Source organism: Moraxella atlantae NBRC 14588 (assembly GCF_001591265.1).
Lineage (GTDB): Bacteria > Pseudomonadota > Gammaproteobacteria > Pseudomonadales > Moraxellaceae > Faucicola > Faucicola atlantae.
In genome coordinates this window covers 68,288-85,334 of sequence record NZ_BCUL01000008.1, presented here as the reverse complement: position 1 = coordinate 85,334, position 17,047 = coordinate 68,288, and the positions used below count along the sequence as shown (strand labels likewise).

Below are 17,047 nucleotides of genomic sequence, written 5' to 3'. Positions count from 1 at the left end.
GTTTTGCCTTATAAGTTCTTTTTGGCAAATTGTCAAGGGCAGAGGCGCAATTTTTTTGGTTATCTAAAAAGATTTGGCAAAAACTGGCGCCTGTGTTTGGTGCTTGGCTTAGTGCTCGCTGTGGCTGGTCAAAATGGCATCGCGTTGATGAATCAGCGCTTGCATGATGTCAGCGGTCAAGCCTTGATAGAACGCGGCTTCGCGCTCGGCAGGTGTGGTCGGTTGGCGCAAGTTTTCTAAACGCACACTGCTGCTTAGTGGGCGCAGCATCGGCGCAGCAAACAGCACCAACAACCCATTGGCTTTACTGCGTTTGGCAAGCACACGCGCAAGGTCAGCTTGTTGGTCAGCACCTGCCGCACCCACGCACACAGGCAGAGCAAAGCGTGACAATTCGCGGTGTTTTTCATATACCACTTGGCCCAACATGATAAATAGCTTACCAATCAACATGCTTGCCAGTGCCAACTGGTTCGTATCGCCTGTCAGCTGTAGCGTTGCGCCATTGTGGTCAAACGTGCCGACCTCGCTGATGTGCACGCGGTTGGCATAACGGCGCAGCGCACCTTTGGGCGGATTAAAACTTTCAACCACGCGCTGCAACAAGGCTTGGCACAGCGCAAAATATGGCGTTGCCACCTCAGGTGCTAGATGCTCAAGCAGGTTAAACTCATCATAAAACTGCACCAACACCACAGCTTGCCCATGCATAGGGTCTGCTGCAAAACCGCTTGTACTGGTGGTAACGGGAGCTTGCGCGCTCAAGTCTGTGACTGGCTTAGATGATATGGGCTCGGCGGTTTTGGACGCGCTGTCGGCTTGCGACTGGGCGTTGCGTTGGGCGTTGAGGTAATCTTGGATGGTTTTGCCGCCGCGCGCGCGATCGTCGGCTGTGTGTTCATCTGTGTCGCCATCATGGATCGGCGCGTACACGGTGGTGGTAGCATCAGGGGCAGGTTTGTCTAAAGCAGGTGATAGACCACGCGCCAATGCCATTTTTTGCTGCACGCGCTCACCGATTTGTGCCAATTGGGCAGCGGTTGGACGCGCAACGTAGCCATAAATCAGCCACAAAAATGCGTGTAGCACCGCTGAGGCAAGCACAAACAGCCATTGACTGGCAACCAGCTCGCCTTTGGACACCGCTTTCATGGTCAAGTTGGCATAGCCAAGCACTTGGCTGTTGGCAATAATCGGCTGCTCAATGATCTGCCCTGATTCGGTTTGGGTTTGTCCAGTTTGTACCAACACGTGTTTACTTGGGTCGGTAATCACCATACGCGCAACGTCGGGGTCAATCTGATAACGATTTGCCAACACGCTCAAGCTAATGCGGTCTTGGTTGCTCAGCGCGGTGATCGCCTCTTGGCTCAGCTGCTGGACGATTTGCTCAGCTTTCGCGCTGCGTGCGTCGTATTGTTGTTTTTCACTGCTGAGCATCAGCGCGACTAAATGTAAACAAAAGCTAATTAACAAAATAACCGCAAAAATACCTTGACGTGGGGCTAATTGATTCATAGGTGTGCTAAACTGACAGACTCAACAGGAAAAAAACGGCAATCTAAGGCAAGTTAAAAACGTAACAGGCACAAATCGGCTTACATTATCAGCCTTATTGGCTGGGCAAACAAGGGGCAAATGCCATGACAACGAATTATTTATCCAATTATCTGGCAGGTGGGCGGCAAACGTGGGCGCATTGGCTGACCAACCACCCACACACCGATACAACCAACCACTGGATTTTAAGCTTAAGCGCGGCTAAGCTTGAGCTTGGGCTGCTTGCGCACGTCGGCGTGGCATTGACTCAGCTTGGCTCGGCGGTGCGCGTGCTGGCTCAGCACACCGCGGTGGATGAATACGCGTGGCGTGACAATGACAAACTTGCCGCCCATGAGCAAATCAGCCCTGTCACGTGCGTGCAATGGCTGCTGGCAGGTGTCCATGACAGCGCGGCGCACACCTTGCCTGCTACGCTCAAAGCGGCATTTGCCGACCAACGCTTTGCCCATGTCGATGTCAATATCATGCCGCTATCAACGTGGCAGCGTGCACACAAACTGGCGCTGTTTGATATGGATTCAACCTTGATTGAGCAAGAAGTTATCGTTGAATTGGCAAAACGTGCAGGTATCGGTGAGCAGGTCAATGCTATCACCGAAGCTGCTATGCGCGGTGAGATTGATTTTAGCGAAAGTTTTACACGGCGCGTGGCATTGCTTGATGGCTTGCCTGCGGCAGTGATTGATGACATTATCGCGCAGGATATCACGCTAAGCCGTGGCGGCAAGCGGCTGATTAGCACACTTAAAGCACACGGCTATCACACCGTGTTGGTATCGGGCGGCTTTTTGCCATTTGCCCGCCATGTGCAGGCACAGCTTGGGCTTGACGAGGTGTATGCCAACGCGCTTGATGTGCAAGACGGTAAAATCCGTGGCGAGGTTGTCGCACCGATTGTCGATGGCGCGCGCAAAGCCCAAATTTTGCAAGAAGCCGCGGCGCGGTTGGCGATTTCAACCAGCCAAGTGGTCGCGGTGGGCGATGGCGCGAATGACTTGCCCATGCTTGCCACCGCCGATGTTGGCATTGCCTATCATGCCAAGCCTGTCGTGCGTGCGCAAGCCGACTATGCCATCAATCACAGCGGCTTAGATGGTGTATTGCCACTGCTTGGTTTGCCTGTGGTCGCGCCTTGATTGTCCATTGCTTGATAGTTGACATACTCCCACCACCAAACCTAGCGGTTATGGTGGGGGAATCTTTGCGACCCATAACAACGCCAACCTAGATTGAGTTGTTACCTTTCGCCAGTGCACTTACGCTGATAAGTATTGCACTGGGGGAACTCTTTACACAGTAGCAAGTCCTGCTACATCAGCTAATGCCTGCTTTCGTATATTGCTCGCAGCATTGGTATCACGGTCATGGTGTGTTTGACAGCTAGGACACGTCCAATTTCTGACTGACAACGGCAGACTGTCTAATTTGTGATGACAATGCGAACAAATTTTACTACTGGCAAAGAACCGATTGACTTTTAGAATATTTTTACCATGCCAATTCGCCTTGTAAGTAAGCAGGGTAACAAACTGCCCCCAACCCACGTCATGAATCGCTTTGGCAAGTTTTCGATTTTTTACCACGTTTTTCACCGCTAAATCTTCAAGTGCATAGCTTGTCGCTTGGTTTTCACAGATAAGGCTATGCGTGATTTTGTGGTGTAGGTCTAGGCGTTGATGGCGTACTTTTTCGTGAATACGAGCAACGGCTAATTTTTGTTTTTGATAGTTTTTACTTTGTTTTTGTTTGCGAGCAAAGATTTTTTGCTGTATCGCCAGTCGCTTACTGGCGTTGGCTAAATGCTTTGGATTATCAAACTTGCTACCGTCTGATAGATTGAGTAAGTGACTGATGCCCAAGTCAATACCCACAGTCAAATTTGGCTCAATGGTGGTTGGTGTTGGCAATATATCAGTATTTTCTACCAACACGCTTGCATAGTATTTACCTGTAGCGGTTTTGCTAATCGTAACGGTTTTAATATTGCCAACAAATTCACGGCTAAATATGGTTTTAATGCCTTTGATTTTGGGTAGATTGATAATGCCTTGCTCAAAGTTTACGGTGCAATGTTGGGGGCATTGGTAGCTACGCCCTAGGATTTTTTTAGATTTGAACCGTGGAAAGCGGCTACGTCCTTTGAAGAAATTGGTAAAGGCGGTGTGGACATTTAGCAAGGCATTAAGTAACGATTGGCTATTAACCTCGTTTAGCCATGCAAATTTGCCTGTTTTCTTTTTCTTAACTAACTGACTTTGGATTTGGGTACGAGATAATGATTTGCCAAACATGGCATGGTAGCGTTTTTGCAATGCCAATGCCCAGTTGAACACAAACCGACTACAGCCAAAATGCTTTTCGATTAGCGAGGCTTGTTCACTGTTTGGGTAAATTCTGTATTTGTAGGCTTTGAGCATGGCTTGTTAGTTGAGTGAAATATGGGTATAATTTAGCATTATTTTTATTTAGTTTCAATTATGAATAATCAACTAAAATCCCATTATCATTGTGTTTATAAGATTACCTTTCATTTAGTGTTAGTCACAAAGTATCGTAGAAAATGCTTTACTGGGGCTATGCTAGATATGCCCCCCAATATCGTGCCAAGTAAATTTATCAATAATCTAAAAACGGTGACTAGCCGACTAATGAGAAAGGAATTTGCAAAGCATTTAGCTCACTTTTACTGCAAGCCTGTACTTTGGACTAGGGCATATTGTTTGCTCACGACAGGGGGTGCTACGATTGATACAATTAGGCAGTGTATCGAAAAACAAGAACGCCCTGATTAGGGCGAAAGTTTCTTATATCTCCACCTAAATCAAAGGTTATAGGTGGAGAATACGCACGATGAGTTAAAACATTTTACCTATGGCCTAGCAAACATCTATTTACCTATGACCCAGCAAACATCTACGCCAAACTTACATTGTATCGTCATCGGCAACCCGATCGCCCATAGCCAATCGCCTGCCTTACACCACGCATTTGCCGCCCAAACGGGCGTTGCCCTGCGCTATCAACGCCAATTATGCCCCGTGGATGAGGCAAGTTTTGTTGCTGTGATAGAGGCATTTTTTGCAGGCGGTGGCACGGGCGCGAATGTCACCGTACCGTTTAAACAAACCGCGTTTGACTTGGTGCAGGCGCGCGGTACGTTATCACAGGCAGCGCAAGCGGCGCGCGCGGTCAATACGCTGGCATGGCAAGATGGCGCATTGTACGGCGACAACACCGACGGGCGCGGCTTGGTCAATCACATGCGTGAATTGGGCTGGGATCTTGCAGGGCAAAATGTGCTGATTTTGGGCGCAGGCGGGGCGACACGCGGTGTCGTGTGGGCATTGCTTGATGCAGGCGTGGCGCGGATTCACATTGCCAACCGCACGCCTGCCAAAGCACAAGCCATCGTGACGCAATTTGCCACAGACAACGTTTCAAATACCCTATCTGCCAATTTGTCCGCCTCAGGGCTGTTTGATTTGCCACAGCACACATTTGACTTGGTGATTAACGCCACCTCAAGCGCATTGACGGCAGAGGCAGACGCGTCGTTACCGTTTGACAGCCAGCTACGCGCGGCAAAAGCGTATGACTTGATGTACGGCAAGCCGTCGCAATTTTTGCAGTTTTTTGCCGAACATGGCGCAAAAACCAGTGATGGCTTAGGTATGCTGATTCATCAAGGTGCGCTGAGTTTTGCCTTGTGGACGGGAAAAAACGTGGATTTGGTGGCGTTGGGCAATCCGTTTGCTCATTAAACCTGCCTATCCAATAAGTAGCAAAACCAGCAGAAAAAAAATGGGCAAAATTCAACCGATTTTGCCCATTTGGCTAAAAATTTAGCAAACTTAGTAATAGCCCATCAGCTTCCACCATGCCAAGCCAACCACCAGCCAAATCACTGAGTTGACTACGCTCATGACAAACCCTGTTTTCCACCACTCACCCAACGTGGCAAAGCCCGAACCATAAATCACGGGCGCGGTGCCTGTGGCGTAATGTGTCAGGCTCATCATCAAGTTGCCCGCCGCTGCCAAAATCAGCGCATACAGCATGGGCGGCGCGCCCAACGCAATACCCACACCATAAAACGCGGCAAACATCGCCGTGATGTGCGCAGTGGTACTGGCAAACATGTAATGCGTGTACAAATACACCAACGTCAAAATGATGCACGCACCGACCCAGCCTAGCCCCAAATACCCAATGCCTGTTTTAATCACATTGGCAAGCCAATCGATCAAGCCCAATTTGCTCAAAAACGTCGCCATCATGACCAACGCGGCAAACCACACAATCGTATCCCATGCCGATTTTTGCTTGAGCACGTCATCCCACGTCAAAACGCCTGTCAAAAGCAGCGCCGATAAGCCAATAAACGCCGTTGTGGTGGCATCGACCTTCCACGCATCACCCAAAATCATCGCAGGCACGTTTGCCCACAGCAGCAGCAGCAACGCGAACACACCGAGCATGATTTTTTCATCACGGTGGATTTTGCCCAATTCCTTAAGGTTTTCGTGCGCGTATTCGGGCGCGTTGGGCGTGGCTTTGAGCTCAGGTGGGCACAGCTTATAAATCACCAACGGCATAACCAACAAACACGCAATACCTGGCACAAACATCGCCACCGCCCATGTCGTCCATGATAGCTGTACCTGCTGCCCTGTCGCCTCGCCGACCAGTTTGACCACCAACGGGTTGGGCGCGGTCGCGGTGATAAACATGCCTGAGGTAATCGGGTTGGCGTTGTAATTGACCAGTGCCAAATACCGTCCGACTTTGTTCTGCGTGCCGTCCTCAACATCCGAGCCCAGCGCGTGCGAAATCGAGCGCATAATCGGGTGGATAATCCCACCGCCGCGTGCGGTATTTGAAGGCGTGATCGGCGCAAGCACAAGTTCTGCCAGCGTCAGCGCGTAGCCGATGCCAAGCGTTTTTTTGCCAAACAGCGAAATAAAATAATAGCCAATGCGCGCGCCCAGCCCTGTTTTGGTCAAACCGTACGAAATCATCACCGCAATACCAATCAGCCAAATCAGCGGATTAGAGAAGCTTGACAGCGCATCTTTGAGTGCGTCGGCAGGCTTGTCGTTGGTCACACCCGTGATGGCAACCAGTGCAATGGCGATAATCGACAACGCACCAAGCGGCATGGCTTTGCCGATAATCGCCGCAATCGTACCGACAAACAACGCCAACAAATGCCACGCCTCAGGCTTGACACCAGTAGGCACAGGGACGACAAACCAAATCAGTAACGTGATGGCAACCGCAATCGCCATCGGGATGGGCGCAAAACCAATCGGGTATTTATTGGGATTGGTCTTAGGTTGGTTGATATTAGAGTTTTTGTTGTTAGGATTGTGATCGCTGGGTGCCGCGTTGGTTTGGTTTGGTGTTGCAGCTTGTGTGTTGTTGGGTGGGTTGGATTTGCCCATATCGTTTGGCGGTGGGTTTGGTATGGTCATGGTGCACCTTTTTTTTGGATAAACAATTATTGGATAACATCAATCAATGGCATAGTTTGTTTAAATTTTTATCTTGCCAAAAAGCCGATTCAAAAATCCCCTATGCAAATATGGGTATCAATCTTATTATCCCTTTTAGTTTATTAATTTTCAAACATTTCATCAAAAATTCATCAATTTGGCTTCAAGGTAAGCCATTTGTTTTGCATACTTTTGCATCCCAAAAAAAACGCCGCTTATCGGGCAAGCGGCGTTTGTGCATGGCTATATTATTCCAATCATTCGGTTATTTTTTTTGTCTTTGTCAGCCGTTGGTGCATTGAGCGTCAAGTCGTTTTTTTCATCTTTTTCATACAACGCGCCTGCACGCCCAACAATCAACGGATCTACTGAGCCGACGACGCTGGTGTCTTTGTTGTCATAGGGGATTTTGTTGAGCACATAGCGCATGGCATTGAGGCGCGCGCGTTTTTTGTCGTCGGATTTGATGACAATCCATGGTGATTCTGCGCTATCGGTATTGTAAAACATGGCTTCTTTTGCCAGTGTGTAGTCATCCCATTTGTCCAATGAGGCTTTGTCAATCGGTGACAGCTTCCATTGTTTGAGTGGGTGCGCCTCACGCTCGGCAAATCGGCGGCGTTGCTCAGCTTGGCTGACCGAAAACCACAGTTTAATCAAATAGATACCTGAGCTGATCAAATGTTTTTCAAATTCGGGCACTTGTTCCATAAAACGTTGGTATTGCTCATCGGTACAAAAGCCCATCACGCGCTCAACGCCTGCGCGGTTGTACCAGCTGCGGTCAAACAGCACGATTTCGCCTTTGGTGGGCAAGTGCGCGACATAACGCTGAAAATACCACTGCCCTTGTTCTTGCTCGGTGGGTTTTTCTAGCGCGACGACTTTGGCACCGCGTGGGTTTAAGTGCTCCATAAAACGCTTGATGGTACCGCCTTTGCCTGCTGCGTCACGCCCTTCAAACAAGATCACAATTCTTTGCCCCGTTTGGCGTACCCAACGCTGCATTTTGAGTAGCTCAACTTGTAACTGGTATTTTTGCGCCTCATAATTTTTGCGTGACATGCGGTTTTTATAAGGATAACCCCCTTCGCGCCAGTTGGGGGCAAGTTCGTCATCTTTGTCGTGCTTGGATTTGGTTTGGTCCGCATTATCGTCGTCACGATCTGTGTCCTGCTCGGCTAAGGCTTGATTGAGCAAGGTTTGTACGGTGCTGATTTCATCGACTGACATGCCATCAATCAAGGCTTGTAGGCGTTGTTGCTTGGTGGCAATCGCATCGGGGTTCAGTGTGTCATCGGCGGCGGCACTGGCAAGGGCGTTTTTCTTGATGTATGCTTTGGTTTCGGCGCGCTCTTGCTCAATGCGCTGCTCAAGCGTTTGGCTGTCCGTGGTATAGTCTTGGTCAATGGTTTCGGTAGCGTCAGGACTATTTTGGTTATTTTGTGTCTCTTGCGTGCGGGTTGGTTTTTTTGTTGCCATAAGCTCCCCCTTGGGTTGAATATTTAGGTTCGATGTTTGCGGTTAAACTGTCACTGTTAAAAGCGATCGGTTAAAATTTTGTCTAATCAAAATCTGCCAAATCCACCAAAGCGATGACTTCAAACGCAGGCGTTTCATACGGATGCGCAGATTTTAGCGCGGTAATACAGGCCCGAACGTGCGCGGCGGCGACCAATACCTCGACGCGCCATTCAGGCACTTGCGTGAGCTCATCGGTATTGCCGATGTATGCTTGATTGCCTAACAACGGGCGAAATTGTCCCTGCCCAAGCACCTGCCAACAGCAGTCGGCGTAGTTGCCTAACTTGCCTGCCCCTACGGCAAACAACGCGGTTTTGACGGCCTCAATATGTGAGTCTGGCACAAAGGTGATGAGTTTGTAAAACTTAGGTTTGGCGTTTGACATGATTGGATGATTAATCGTGTGATTGTTATTTGGCTAAATTGGCTAAATTGGCTAAACCATCATCTTATCTTAGCAAACTTTGTAGCAAAAAAGATATTGCAAAATCTATTCGTGTCGTAAAGATTGAGGCATAAAAATTACTTGCGTTTGTGCATGGTTATGCTATAATTCGTTCCCACATTTAGGCATATAGCTCAGTTGGTTAGAGCACCACCTTGACATGGTGGGGGTCGCTAGTTCGAATCTAGTTATGCCTACCACATTCCAAAAGCCCCAGTCAGTCGATCGGGGCTTTTTTATTGCAGTCATATCAAGTGTTTGAGCGATTTTTAGTGGTTGAAAATTTTGACCACTTTTCTGATTTTGGGCACAGAAAAATCGCTTAAAAATTTTTGTGTGCCCATTTTGTGCCCAAATTGTGCCTTGGTTAATTTTTAACCAGCGTCAGCTTAACACCCACTTAAAAACAAGTGGGATAAATTTTGATTTATGCTCCCGCCGTAGATAGTGCAAAAAGAGCTATTGATAAAGACGCGATTAAATGCAGTCTTAATAATTTATGGCACTGATACTGATTTTGAAAACTATTAATGGTTTATAAACAATTTCTCTGCACACGACAAAAAAATAAAAAAGCCTGATAAAACAAGGCATAATAGTAATTTTTTCGACGAATTAAACCATGCCAAATCTTATCAGACTAGAAACTATATTAGCCCAAAACCTAAAGCTACACAAGGCAAAAATCAACTGCATCAGCCAAATGATAATAGGTTTGATAACCGCCCAAAGTAGCAACCTAAAAAAGATAGCAAGGCACTTTCCCAATACAACACAAACCGACAGCAACTACCGACGCATACAACGGTTTTTAGCAGACACCGAACTTTAATGGTTGATGACTGCTCTGTTAAGGTATCCGCCAAGCTTGATAGCGACAACGATTATGTGATTGTGGTGACCAATGATTTTGACGATGATGATGCGATGGCAACTTATGCCAAGCGTTGGCAGATTGAAACGCTGTTTTCTTGTTTTAAAGGACGTGGCTTTAATCTTGAGGACACGCATTTAACAATACAAGATAGGGTGAGTAAACTTGTTGCTATCACCGCTTTAGCCTTTTATTGGGCATATCAAGCAGGTTTAGTAAAGCTAAGCGAAAAACCCAATCATTATAAACGTCGCCCTAAAACCAATGGTCGCCCTCTGGCAAGTATTTTCGCTATTGGGCTTGATTGCTTGATTGATGGCTTTAGACGGTTTATTATCAGTAGGGATTATGCCATATTCAATCAATTGCTTCGTTTTTTATCTGCTAAGTATTTGCCAAATTTAGTTTAGTGTTTCTGTCGTGTGCAGAGGTGGGGGTTAATGTCTCGGTACGACCAGTAGAAGTACACCGCTCGCATGTGATGGAAAAAATGCAAGCCAATAATCTAAGAACCTGTTCACAATCTTTTCAACAATAAAACGATGAAAGCGAGATTGGTAAATTGAAGGCTCGAATTTAAAAGACGCTCACAGTTTTTCCATAAGCGTCTATTTTTCTCAAGCCAAGCAAACGAACGTTCTACAACCCATCGCTTCGGTATGACCTTAAACCTGTGCAATTCATCTCTTTTGGCAACTTCTGTGGTAACGGTTTCGCCTAAAAGGGTCTTTACACTATTGGCAAATGGCTCACCTCGATAACTGCCATCAACCATCACATTGTTTACGCGACTTAAGCGTTTAGCATTTTGACGAAGTAACGTTGTAGCACTCTCTCGGTCGGTGATATTGGCAGTGGTAATACAGATAGCATGGGGAAAATCTTGGGGCAGCTGTTGCCATTGGCAACCTGTGCTTAGTACATACAATAACCCACAAAATACGTCATAAAGGTCAACCGATCTTGGTTTGGTCTTCTTCCTTGCACTTTCTAAAATCGGTAGTATGTGCTCAAATTGTTTTCGGCTAATGTCGCTTGGATAGGATTTTCTCATGGTGATTGATTCGGTTATTAATCGATTATGTCGCTTATCCTAGCATATTTTTTAATCGTGAACAGGTTCTAACAATTGCCTTATATCCACCGCCTGAAGTCGGTGGTTTTACGGCAACGAATGATAAAATCGTCACCATGCCGCCGCCTAGCTCAGGTGGGGTGCATTTGGTACAAATACTTAATATGCTTGAACATTTTCCCATCAAGTCTGATGGTGTCAATAGCGCAAACAATATCCATCACTTGGCAGAGAGCATGAAGCTTGCTTACGCTGATCGAGCAGAATATTTGGGTGATCCAGATTTTGTCCAAGTGCCCATCAAAGGCTTGACATCAAAAGACTACGCCACCGAACTGGTCAAAACTATCGATGACAATCACACGCGGCCATCGACTACCATCAAACCTGGTAAACCACAGGCCTACGAAAGCGACCAGACCACTCACTTTTCGGTGATGGACAGCGCTGGCAATGCCGTTGCCGTGACTTATACACTTAACCTTAATTTTGGTAGCGGCATCGTTGCAACAGGCACAGGCATTTTACTTAATGATGAAATGGATGATTTTTCGGTCAAACCTGGCGTGCCCAATGCGTTTGGCTTGGTTGGCGGTAGCGCAAACGCCATTGAGCCCAAAAAACGCCCTTTGTCATCGATGACCCCCACTATCGTCATGAAAGATAACAAACCATGGCTGGTTACAGGTAGCCCAGGCGGTGCGCGGATCATTACCACAGTGCTACAAAGTATCGTTAATACCATTGATCACGGTATGAACCCTGCCGAAGCCATTGTCACGCCGCGTGTGCATCACCAGTGGTTGCCTGATGAGCTGCGTATTGAAAACGGAATCAGTCCCGATACAATCAAATTACTTGAGCAAAAAGGGCATAAAGTCGTCACCAAAGCACCCATGGGACGCGTTCAGATCATTCAGGCTGATGATACAGGCTTTTATGGTTATTCAGATCCGCGCAATCCTGACGGCAAGGCGTTGGGCTACTAAATTATCTTTTCAAAACATTGCTTAAGACACTCACACCAAAACCAAAAAAGACGGTCAGCTGACCGTCTTTTGGACAAAATACGCCGTGGGTTATTTGTCTTTATAAGCGTGTAGCAAGGCATTGGTTGCCACAATCGCGTCATACACCAAGTCGGGCGTGACCTCAAACGGCTCATTGTGAATGGTTTCATCCTCGCTACAGGCAAGCTTGGCAACCTCGCGCCATTCAGACTCTTTAAACGCCTTAAGCCCCATATCCTCTAGCGTTAAAGGTAAATTCACCGCTTTGACAATACCGATGACCTCATCAAGCTCTGCTTGCGGTACGCCTTCCATAACAAGCTGGGTCAGCAAACCAAACACCACCTTTTCACCGTGCATGGCAGCGTGCAAGTCCTCCACCACAGTCATGCCGTTATGGATCGCATGGGCAGCCGCCAAACCGCCTGATTCTGCACCCACGCCGCTCATATAAATCGTCGCCTCAATGGTGCGCTCTAATGCTGGGGTGACGCTTTTGCTTGCCACAGCACTCATAGCTTGTGGCGCGTAGTCTCGGATAGTTTCATAGCACATCTTGGCAATGCCTAGACCCGTGAGCGTTGGTTTCATCATGACCAAGTTGGTGCCGTTTGTCTCATAGCACGTGCGTGCCTCAAAATACGTCGCCAAGCCATCACCCACCCCTGCTGCAAAGAAGCGTGCAGGTGCACTGGCAAGAATTTTGGTGTCGGCAAACACCGCATCGGGGTTGTTGGGCAAGAACAAATAACGGTTAAATGAACCGTCGTTGTTGTACACCACAGTCAAAGCCGTACAAGGCGCGTCAGTCGAAGCCAGTGTTGGAAAAATAATCACAGGCACTTTTTGATAATACGCCACCGCTTTGGCAGTATCTAGGGTTTTACCACCGCCAAGCCCGACCACAAATTCAGCGTTGTTGTCATCCATGATAGCACGCAAACGATTGATTTCATCGTCTGTGGTCTCACCGCTAAATTTACTAAATACTGCTTGGATATTGTGTTCTTTAAAGGTTGCTTCGGTGTCTTGTTGGGCTTTTTGCAAAATAAAAGGGTCACAAACCAACAGACCTGCCTTACCATACGGCTTGAGGTATTCACCCAATTGTGACAGCAAATTGGCTTGGATCAAAAATTTCATCGGGGATGTGATTGACTTGATGACACTCATGGCATTCTCCTGTTGTTGTACATGGTTTTTTAAGAGCAGTAAAACGACAATAGCGTAACCATCAATTTCATCTTAGCACAAATCCCCACCTTTAGTAAGGTTTTACCTGATCATTTGGTGACTGGTCAATCCAAAATAATTTTAGGTGATCGATTAGCTGGCAATACCACAAAGGTCACACCCGCCAAATAGCGGTTAGCGATAGACGGCGTGACAACAACAAGCAAAAAATAAGCCTTTATGGCAAAGGCTTATTGGATCATAACATCCTGTTGCGCCTTAGCTAGCAGCCATTGGCGCGCAGTTTCTGCTCTACTCGACTTATACTTTACCCAATTTAGACTTTACCCAATTGTGGAAACTTGACCGACAAAATCGCTGTGACAGACAAGACCAGCACAATAAAGCCCAGCGAAATTGCCATCGGTACATGCAACACATCAAGTAGCAACATCTTAACGCCGATAAACACCATAATCACACTGAGCGCATACGGCAACAAATGAAACTTATCTGCCAAACCTGCCAACAAAAAGAACATCGCCCGTAAGCCCAAAATCGCTAATAAGTTAGCCGTAAGCACAATAAACGGATCGGTCGTGACAGCAAAAATTGCAGGGATCGAATCTACCGCAAAAATCACATCGGACAGTTCAACCAAAATCAGCACAATTGCCAGCGGCGTGGCATACTTCACGCCCTGTTTAACGACAACAAACCGCTCTTGCCCAGTATCATCACGGCTATCATCAGTCACGCGTAAATGTTTTTGCAAAAAACGGTACAAACCAGATTGTTTGGGGTCTTTTTGCTCCTCATGATTGCGCCACATTTTCACCCCTGTGTACAGCAAAAACGCGCCAAAAATATACAAAATCCAGCTAAACTCTTGGATTAGCCACGCTCCAGCAAAAATCATCACCGTACGCATGACAATCGCACCAATCACACCATACAACAAAATCTTACGCTGCATGGCAGGCGATACTGCAAACGCGCCAAAAATCATCAACCACACAAATACGTTATCCACCGCCAATGACTTTTCAAGCAGATAACCTGTGAAAAACTCACCAACCTTTTGATTGGCAACTGCCGTGCTGACCGACTGCTGTATATACCACCACAATCCTGCAGCAAACAGCACCGACACCCCCACCCAAATGGCACTCCACAGTCCTGCTTGGCGCAAAGATACCGCCTCGCCTGCCCCGGGCGTTTTAAAGGTAAAAAAATCGACCAACAACAGCGCAGCGACGATGGCAAAAAACACCGCGTACAACATCGGGCTACCAATAGCCACCGCTGATGCTGCATCCGATAAACCGACAAGTAGCATACTCGCTCCTCTTACATATCATCAAAAATGTGACAATCTTGTAGTGAGCGATGAAAGACAGTCAGCCAAATACACAAAGACCTCGACCCATGCCAACCACAAGTGATTCAACAGGTCAAGGTCTGGCTAACTATTTTGACAATAGCTGACTTACCGATAAGGACAAACCAATATGTCTTATGTAATGACGATAAGCCACAAACTTATAAGAAAGACAAACTTATAAGAAAGTAGGAAGTTACTCCCCTTGATGGTCTGTATTGTAAAATATGCAATGGTTTTGCACAATATATTGCTTAAAGTATTTTGTGAAAATTTGTTAGGTATTGTGTAGTTTTAAGTTTAATCCTTTGGCTTTGGGTGTAACAATACATGGATGTGATGATCCACATCATACTTAATTTACGCGGTTTTATAGATCGTCAGCAATCATTAGGTTGCCATAACGTCTTCATTTTACAAAATATTTTTTTAATTATTCAGCCTAGCCTTCCAAAATTGCATAATCAGCGCCAATAACGCTCCGTTTAAAAACCAAACCGATGTTTACGTGCAGAAACTTTTTAGGCTTAGTTTAATGTGTTGCGGTTTGTTATACTTAAAAATGCGTTTTAAATTGGTGTTTTGATCAATCTATATTAATCAAATCAATCAACCATCCAGTCATCGCTCCGTTTTGACATTTTTCATTACAACTTGGGCATTTTTTAACTACCTAAATACGAGGTTATCCATGGAACAAACCACCATTGGTAAATACCTAGCTACTCGGCTAGAGGAAATCGGGCTAAAATACTATTTCACCGTGCCTGGTGACTATAACTTAACTTTGCTTGATGAGCTTATAAGCAACAAAAACATGCAGTATGTTGGTAACTGCAATGAGCTAAACGCCGCTTATGCAGCCGAAGGCTATGCGCGTGCTAATGGCGCAGGCGCGATGATTACGACGTTTAACGTGGGCGCTTTTTCGGCACTCAATGGCATCGTTGGTGCGTATGCCGAGCGGTTGCCTGTGATTTTTGTGTGCTCAGCACCCAATAGCAATGATATTTTTTCTAATCGCTTTGTCCATCATAGTATTGCAACGCATGATTTTAGCTATCAATATGAGATGATCAAACGCGTAACGTGCGCGGCAGAGCGGATTTTACACGCTGAAAACGCACCCGCTCAGATTGATAACGCTATTCGCACCGCGATTCGTGAGCGTAAGCCTGCGTATATTGAAATTCCTGCCAACCTATCAACCGCTAAGTGTTCGGCTCCTCAGCCGTTGCTACTTGACGCGCCTGTAGGTGGTAACACGCCACTGCCTGTTAATGAAGCAGCACTCAATGCTGCCATCAAAGCAATTGCCGAGCAGCTTAATCAAGCAGAAAAACCTGTGCTATTGGCAGGGCCGCATTTGCGTTCATTTGGTGCGGTAGATGCGTTTCGCCGCTTAGCTGAGGCTTTAGGCTGTGCGGTGGCTGTCCTGCCAAACGCTAAAAGCTTTTTCCCAGAAGATCATCCGCAATTTATCGGCGTATATTTGGGCAAGGTTAGCAGCCCTGGTTGTGATGCCATCATGGAATGGTCAGACATGGTGTTGTCAGTAGGTGGCGTGTTCACCGATTATTCAACCGTAGGCTGGACGATGGCATTGCCAGAGCGTGAAAAAATGATTGATGTACGCGCTTGGGATGTACAGCTGCCTGAAGCCGACTTCACCAACGTGCCCATGGCGCAGGTGCTTGATGGTTTGGTGGCCCATGTCAATGCCAACAAAACCACCCTTGAGCAATTCAACCGCGATAACCAAATCGGTGAGGTGGTGGATTACACCCCACAAGCCGCCGATGCACGTCTAAGCCGTGCCGAAATGGTCAATCAAATTGAGCACAAGTTGATTGATGCAGACACCACGTTGGTCGTTGAAACGGGCGATTCTTGGTTCAATGGCATGTATATGCGTTTGCCAAATGGTGCAGGGTTTGAAATTGAAATGCAGTACGGCTCAATCGGTTGGTCATTGCCTGCCAGCCTCGGCTATGCGTTAGGCGATCAGCCTGAGCGCCGCGTGGTGCTGATGATTGGTGATGGCTCATTCCAATTGACCGTGCAAGAGATTTCTAAGATGATTGAATTAAAACAAGAAATCATCATGGTGGTGGTCAATAATTATGGTTATGTGATTGAATCAGCCATCCACGAAGGCCCGTACAATTACTACCAAAACTGGGACTATGCAGCATTGATGAACGCATTTAATGGTAAAGACGGCAAGGGCTTGGGCTTGACGGCGACGACAGCAGGCGAGCTCAACGATGCTATCATGCAAGCCAAAGCTCACAAAGGCGGTCCTGTGTTGATTGAATGCCAAATCGATCACGATGATTACACCAAACAGCTAATCACTTGGGGCAGTGCGGCAGCAGAAGCCAACGCGCGCCCACCAAAACACGTATAATTTGGCAACACTCAGCCGCAAAATCTAGCGGCTTAAAAAAAAGACCTAAGCGCGCTTAGGTCTTTTTTTATGACATGATGGCTAAATAATTAAGCGC

At 46.9% G+C, this 17,047-nt stretch carries 14 protein-coding genes and 1 tRNA gene; 7 read left to right on the top strand and 8 right to left on the bottom strand.

Annotation, left to right across the window (positions count from 1 at the left end; translation table 11 throughout):
- Positions 1 to 108: 108 nt before the first annotated feature.
- Positions 109 to 1,518 (bottom strand): hypothetical protein, encoded by a 1,410-nt coding sequence (locus MA2_RS06500; RefSeq protein ID WP_067058105.1) that lies wholly within the window; start codon positions 1,516 to 1,518, stop codon positions 109 to 111.
- A gap of 125 nt (positions 1,519 to 1,643) precedes the next feature.
- Between MA2_RS06500 and serB the strand changes: the two genes are divergently transcribed.
- Positions 1,644 to 2,699, top strand: coding sequence for a phosphoserine phosphatase SerB (serB, locus tag MA2_RS06495; protein ID WP_067058103.1), 1,056 nt, complete (start codon positions 1,644 to 1,646; stop codon positions 2,697 to 2,699).
- A gap of 153 nt (positions 2,700 to 2,852) precedes the next feature.
- Here the strand turns inward: serB and MA2_RS06490 are convergent, their stop codons facing one another.
- The gene (locus MA2_RS06490) at positions 2,853 to 3,980 is read right to left on the bottom strand and encodes an RNA-guided endonuclease TnpB family protein (RefSeq protein ID WP_067058101.1); all 1,128 of its coding nucleotides are present in this window, start codon (positions 3,978 to 3,980) and stop codon (positions 2,853 to 2,855) included.
- Between the two features lie 60 nt (positions 3,981 to 4,040).
- On the opposite strand from MA2_RS06490, the gene MA2_RS11555 reads away from it, so the two are divergent.
- Together MA2_RS11555 and aroE are read left to right on the top strand one after the other, a co-directional pair.
- Positions 4,041 to 4,355, top strand: a complete 315-nt coding sequence (locus MA2_RS11555; RefSeq protein WP_067058099.1) for an IS200/IS605 family transposase — start codon at positions 4,041 to 4,043, stop codon at positions 4,353 to 4,355.
- A 105-nt stretch (positions 4,356 to 4,460) separates the two neighbouring features.
- Positions 4,461 to 5,324 (top strand): shikimate dehydrogenase, encoded by an 864-nt coding sequence (gene aroE, locus MA2_RS06480; protein ID WP_067058097.1) that lies wholly within the window; start codon positions 4,461 to 4,463, stop codon positions 5,322 to 5,324.
- Between the two features lie 90 nt (positions 5,325 to 5,414).
- On the opposite strand, the gene MA2_RS06475 is transcribed toward aroE, so the two are convergent.
- From MA2_RS06475 to MA2_RS06465, 3 genes are all read right to left on the bottom strand, one after another.
- Positions 5,415 to 6,872 carry an anion permease gene (locus MA2_RS06475; protein WP_067058153.1) on the bottom strand — a complete coding sequence of 486 codons (1,458 nt, stop codon included), beginning with the start codon at positions 6,870 to 6,872 and terminating at the stop codon, positions 5,415 to 5,417.
- A 429-nt stretch (positions 6,873 to 7,301) separates the two neighbouring features.
- On the bottom strand, positions 7,302 to 8,540 hold the full coding sequence (ppk2, locus tag MA2_RS06470) for a polyphosphate kinase 2 (RefSeq protein ID WP_067058095.1): 1,239 nt from the start codon (positions 8,538 to 8,540) through the stop codon (positions 7,302 to 7,304).
- Between the two features lie 82 nt (positions 8,541 to 8,622).
- Positions 8,623 to 8,967 carry a YqfO family protein gene (locus MA2_RS06465; RefSeq protein WP_067058093.1) on the bottom strand — a complete coding sequence of 115 codons (345 nt, stop codon included), beginning with the start codon at positions 8,965 to 8,967 and terminating at the stop codon, positions 8,623 to 8,625.
- Positions 8,968 to 9,150: 183 nt separating this feature from the next.
- Here MA2_RS06465 and MA2_RS06460 point away from each other — a divergent pair.
- Both MA2_RS06460 and MA2_RS06450 read left to right on the top strand, forming a co-directional pair.
- A tRNA-Val gene (locus MA2_RS06460) sits at positions 9,151 to 9,227 on the top strand.
- 697 nt (positions 9,228 to 9,924) lie between these two features.
- Positions 9,925 to 10,311 carry a transposase gene (locus MA2_RS06450; protein WP_373279759.1) on the top strand — a complete coding sequence of 129 codons (387 nt, stop codon included), beginning with the start codon at positions 9,925 to 9,927 and terminating at the stop codon, positions 10,309 to 10,311.
- Positions 10,312 to 10,418: 107 nt separating this feature from the next.
- Here the strand turns inward: MA2_RS06450 and MA2_RS06445 are convergent, their stop codons facing one another.
- Positions 10,419 to 10,955: a transposase gene (locus tag MA2_RS06445; RefSeq protein ID WP_067058087.1), complete on the bottom strand. Its 537-nt coding sequence runs from the start codon at positions 10,953 to 10,955 to the stop codon at positions 10,419 to 10,421.
- Positions 10,956 to 10,960: 5 nt separating this feature from the next.
- Here MA2_RS06445 and ggt point away from each other — a divergent pair, with 5 nt between their 5' ends.
- Positions 10,961 to 11,965: a gamma-glutamyltransferase gene (ggt, locus tag MA2_RS06440; protein WP_245945272.1), complete on the top strand. Its 1,005-nt coding sequence runs from the start codon at positions 10,961 to 10,963 to the stop codon at positions 11,963 to 11,965.
- Positions 11,966 to 12,055: 90 nt separating this feature from the next.
- Here ggt and MA2_RS06435 read toward each other — a convergent pair whose 3' ends face one another.
- Complete coding sequence (locus MA2_RS06435; protein WP_067058084.1) at positions 12,056 to 13,159, bottom strand: glycerol dehydrogenase; 1,104 nt, start codon at positions 13,157 to 13,159, stop codon at positions 12,056 to 12,058.
- A 337-nt stretch (positions 13,160 to 13,496) separates the two neighbouring features.
- Positions 13,497 to 14,498: a TerC family protein gene (locus MA2_RS06430; protein WP_067058082.1), complete on the bottom strand. Its 1,002-nt coding sequence runs from the start codon at positions 14,496 to 14,498 to the stop codon at positions 13,497 to 13,499.
- 733 nt (positions 14,499 to 15,231) lie between these two features.
- Here MA2_RS06430 and MA2_RS06425 point away from each other — a divergent pair.
- Positions 15,232 to 16,950 (top strand): alpha-keto acid decarboxylase family protein, encoded by a 1,719-nt coding sequence (locus MA2_RS06425; protein ID WP_067058080.1) that lies wholly within the window; start codon positions 15,232 to 15,234, stop codon positions 16,948 to 16,950.
- The last annotated feature ends 97 nt before the right edge of the window (positions 16,951 to 17,047 follow it).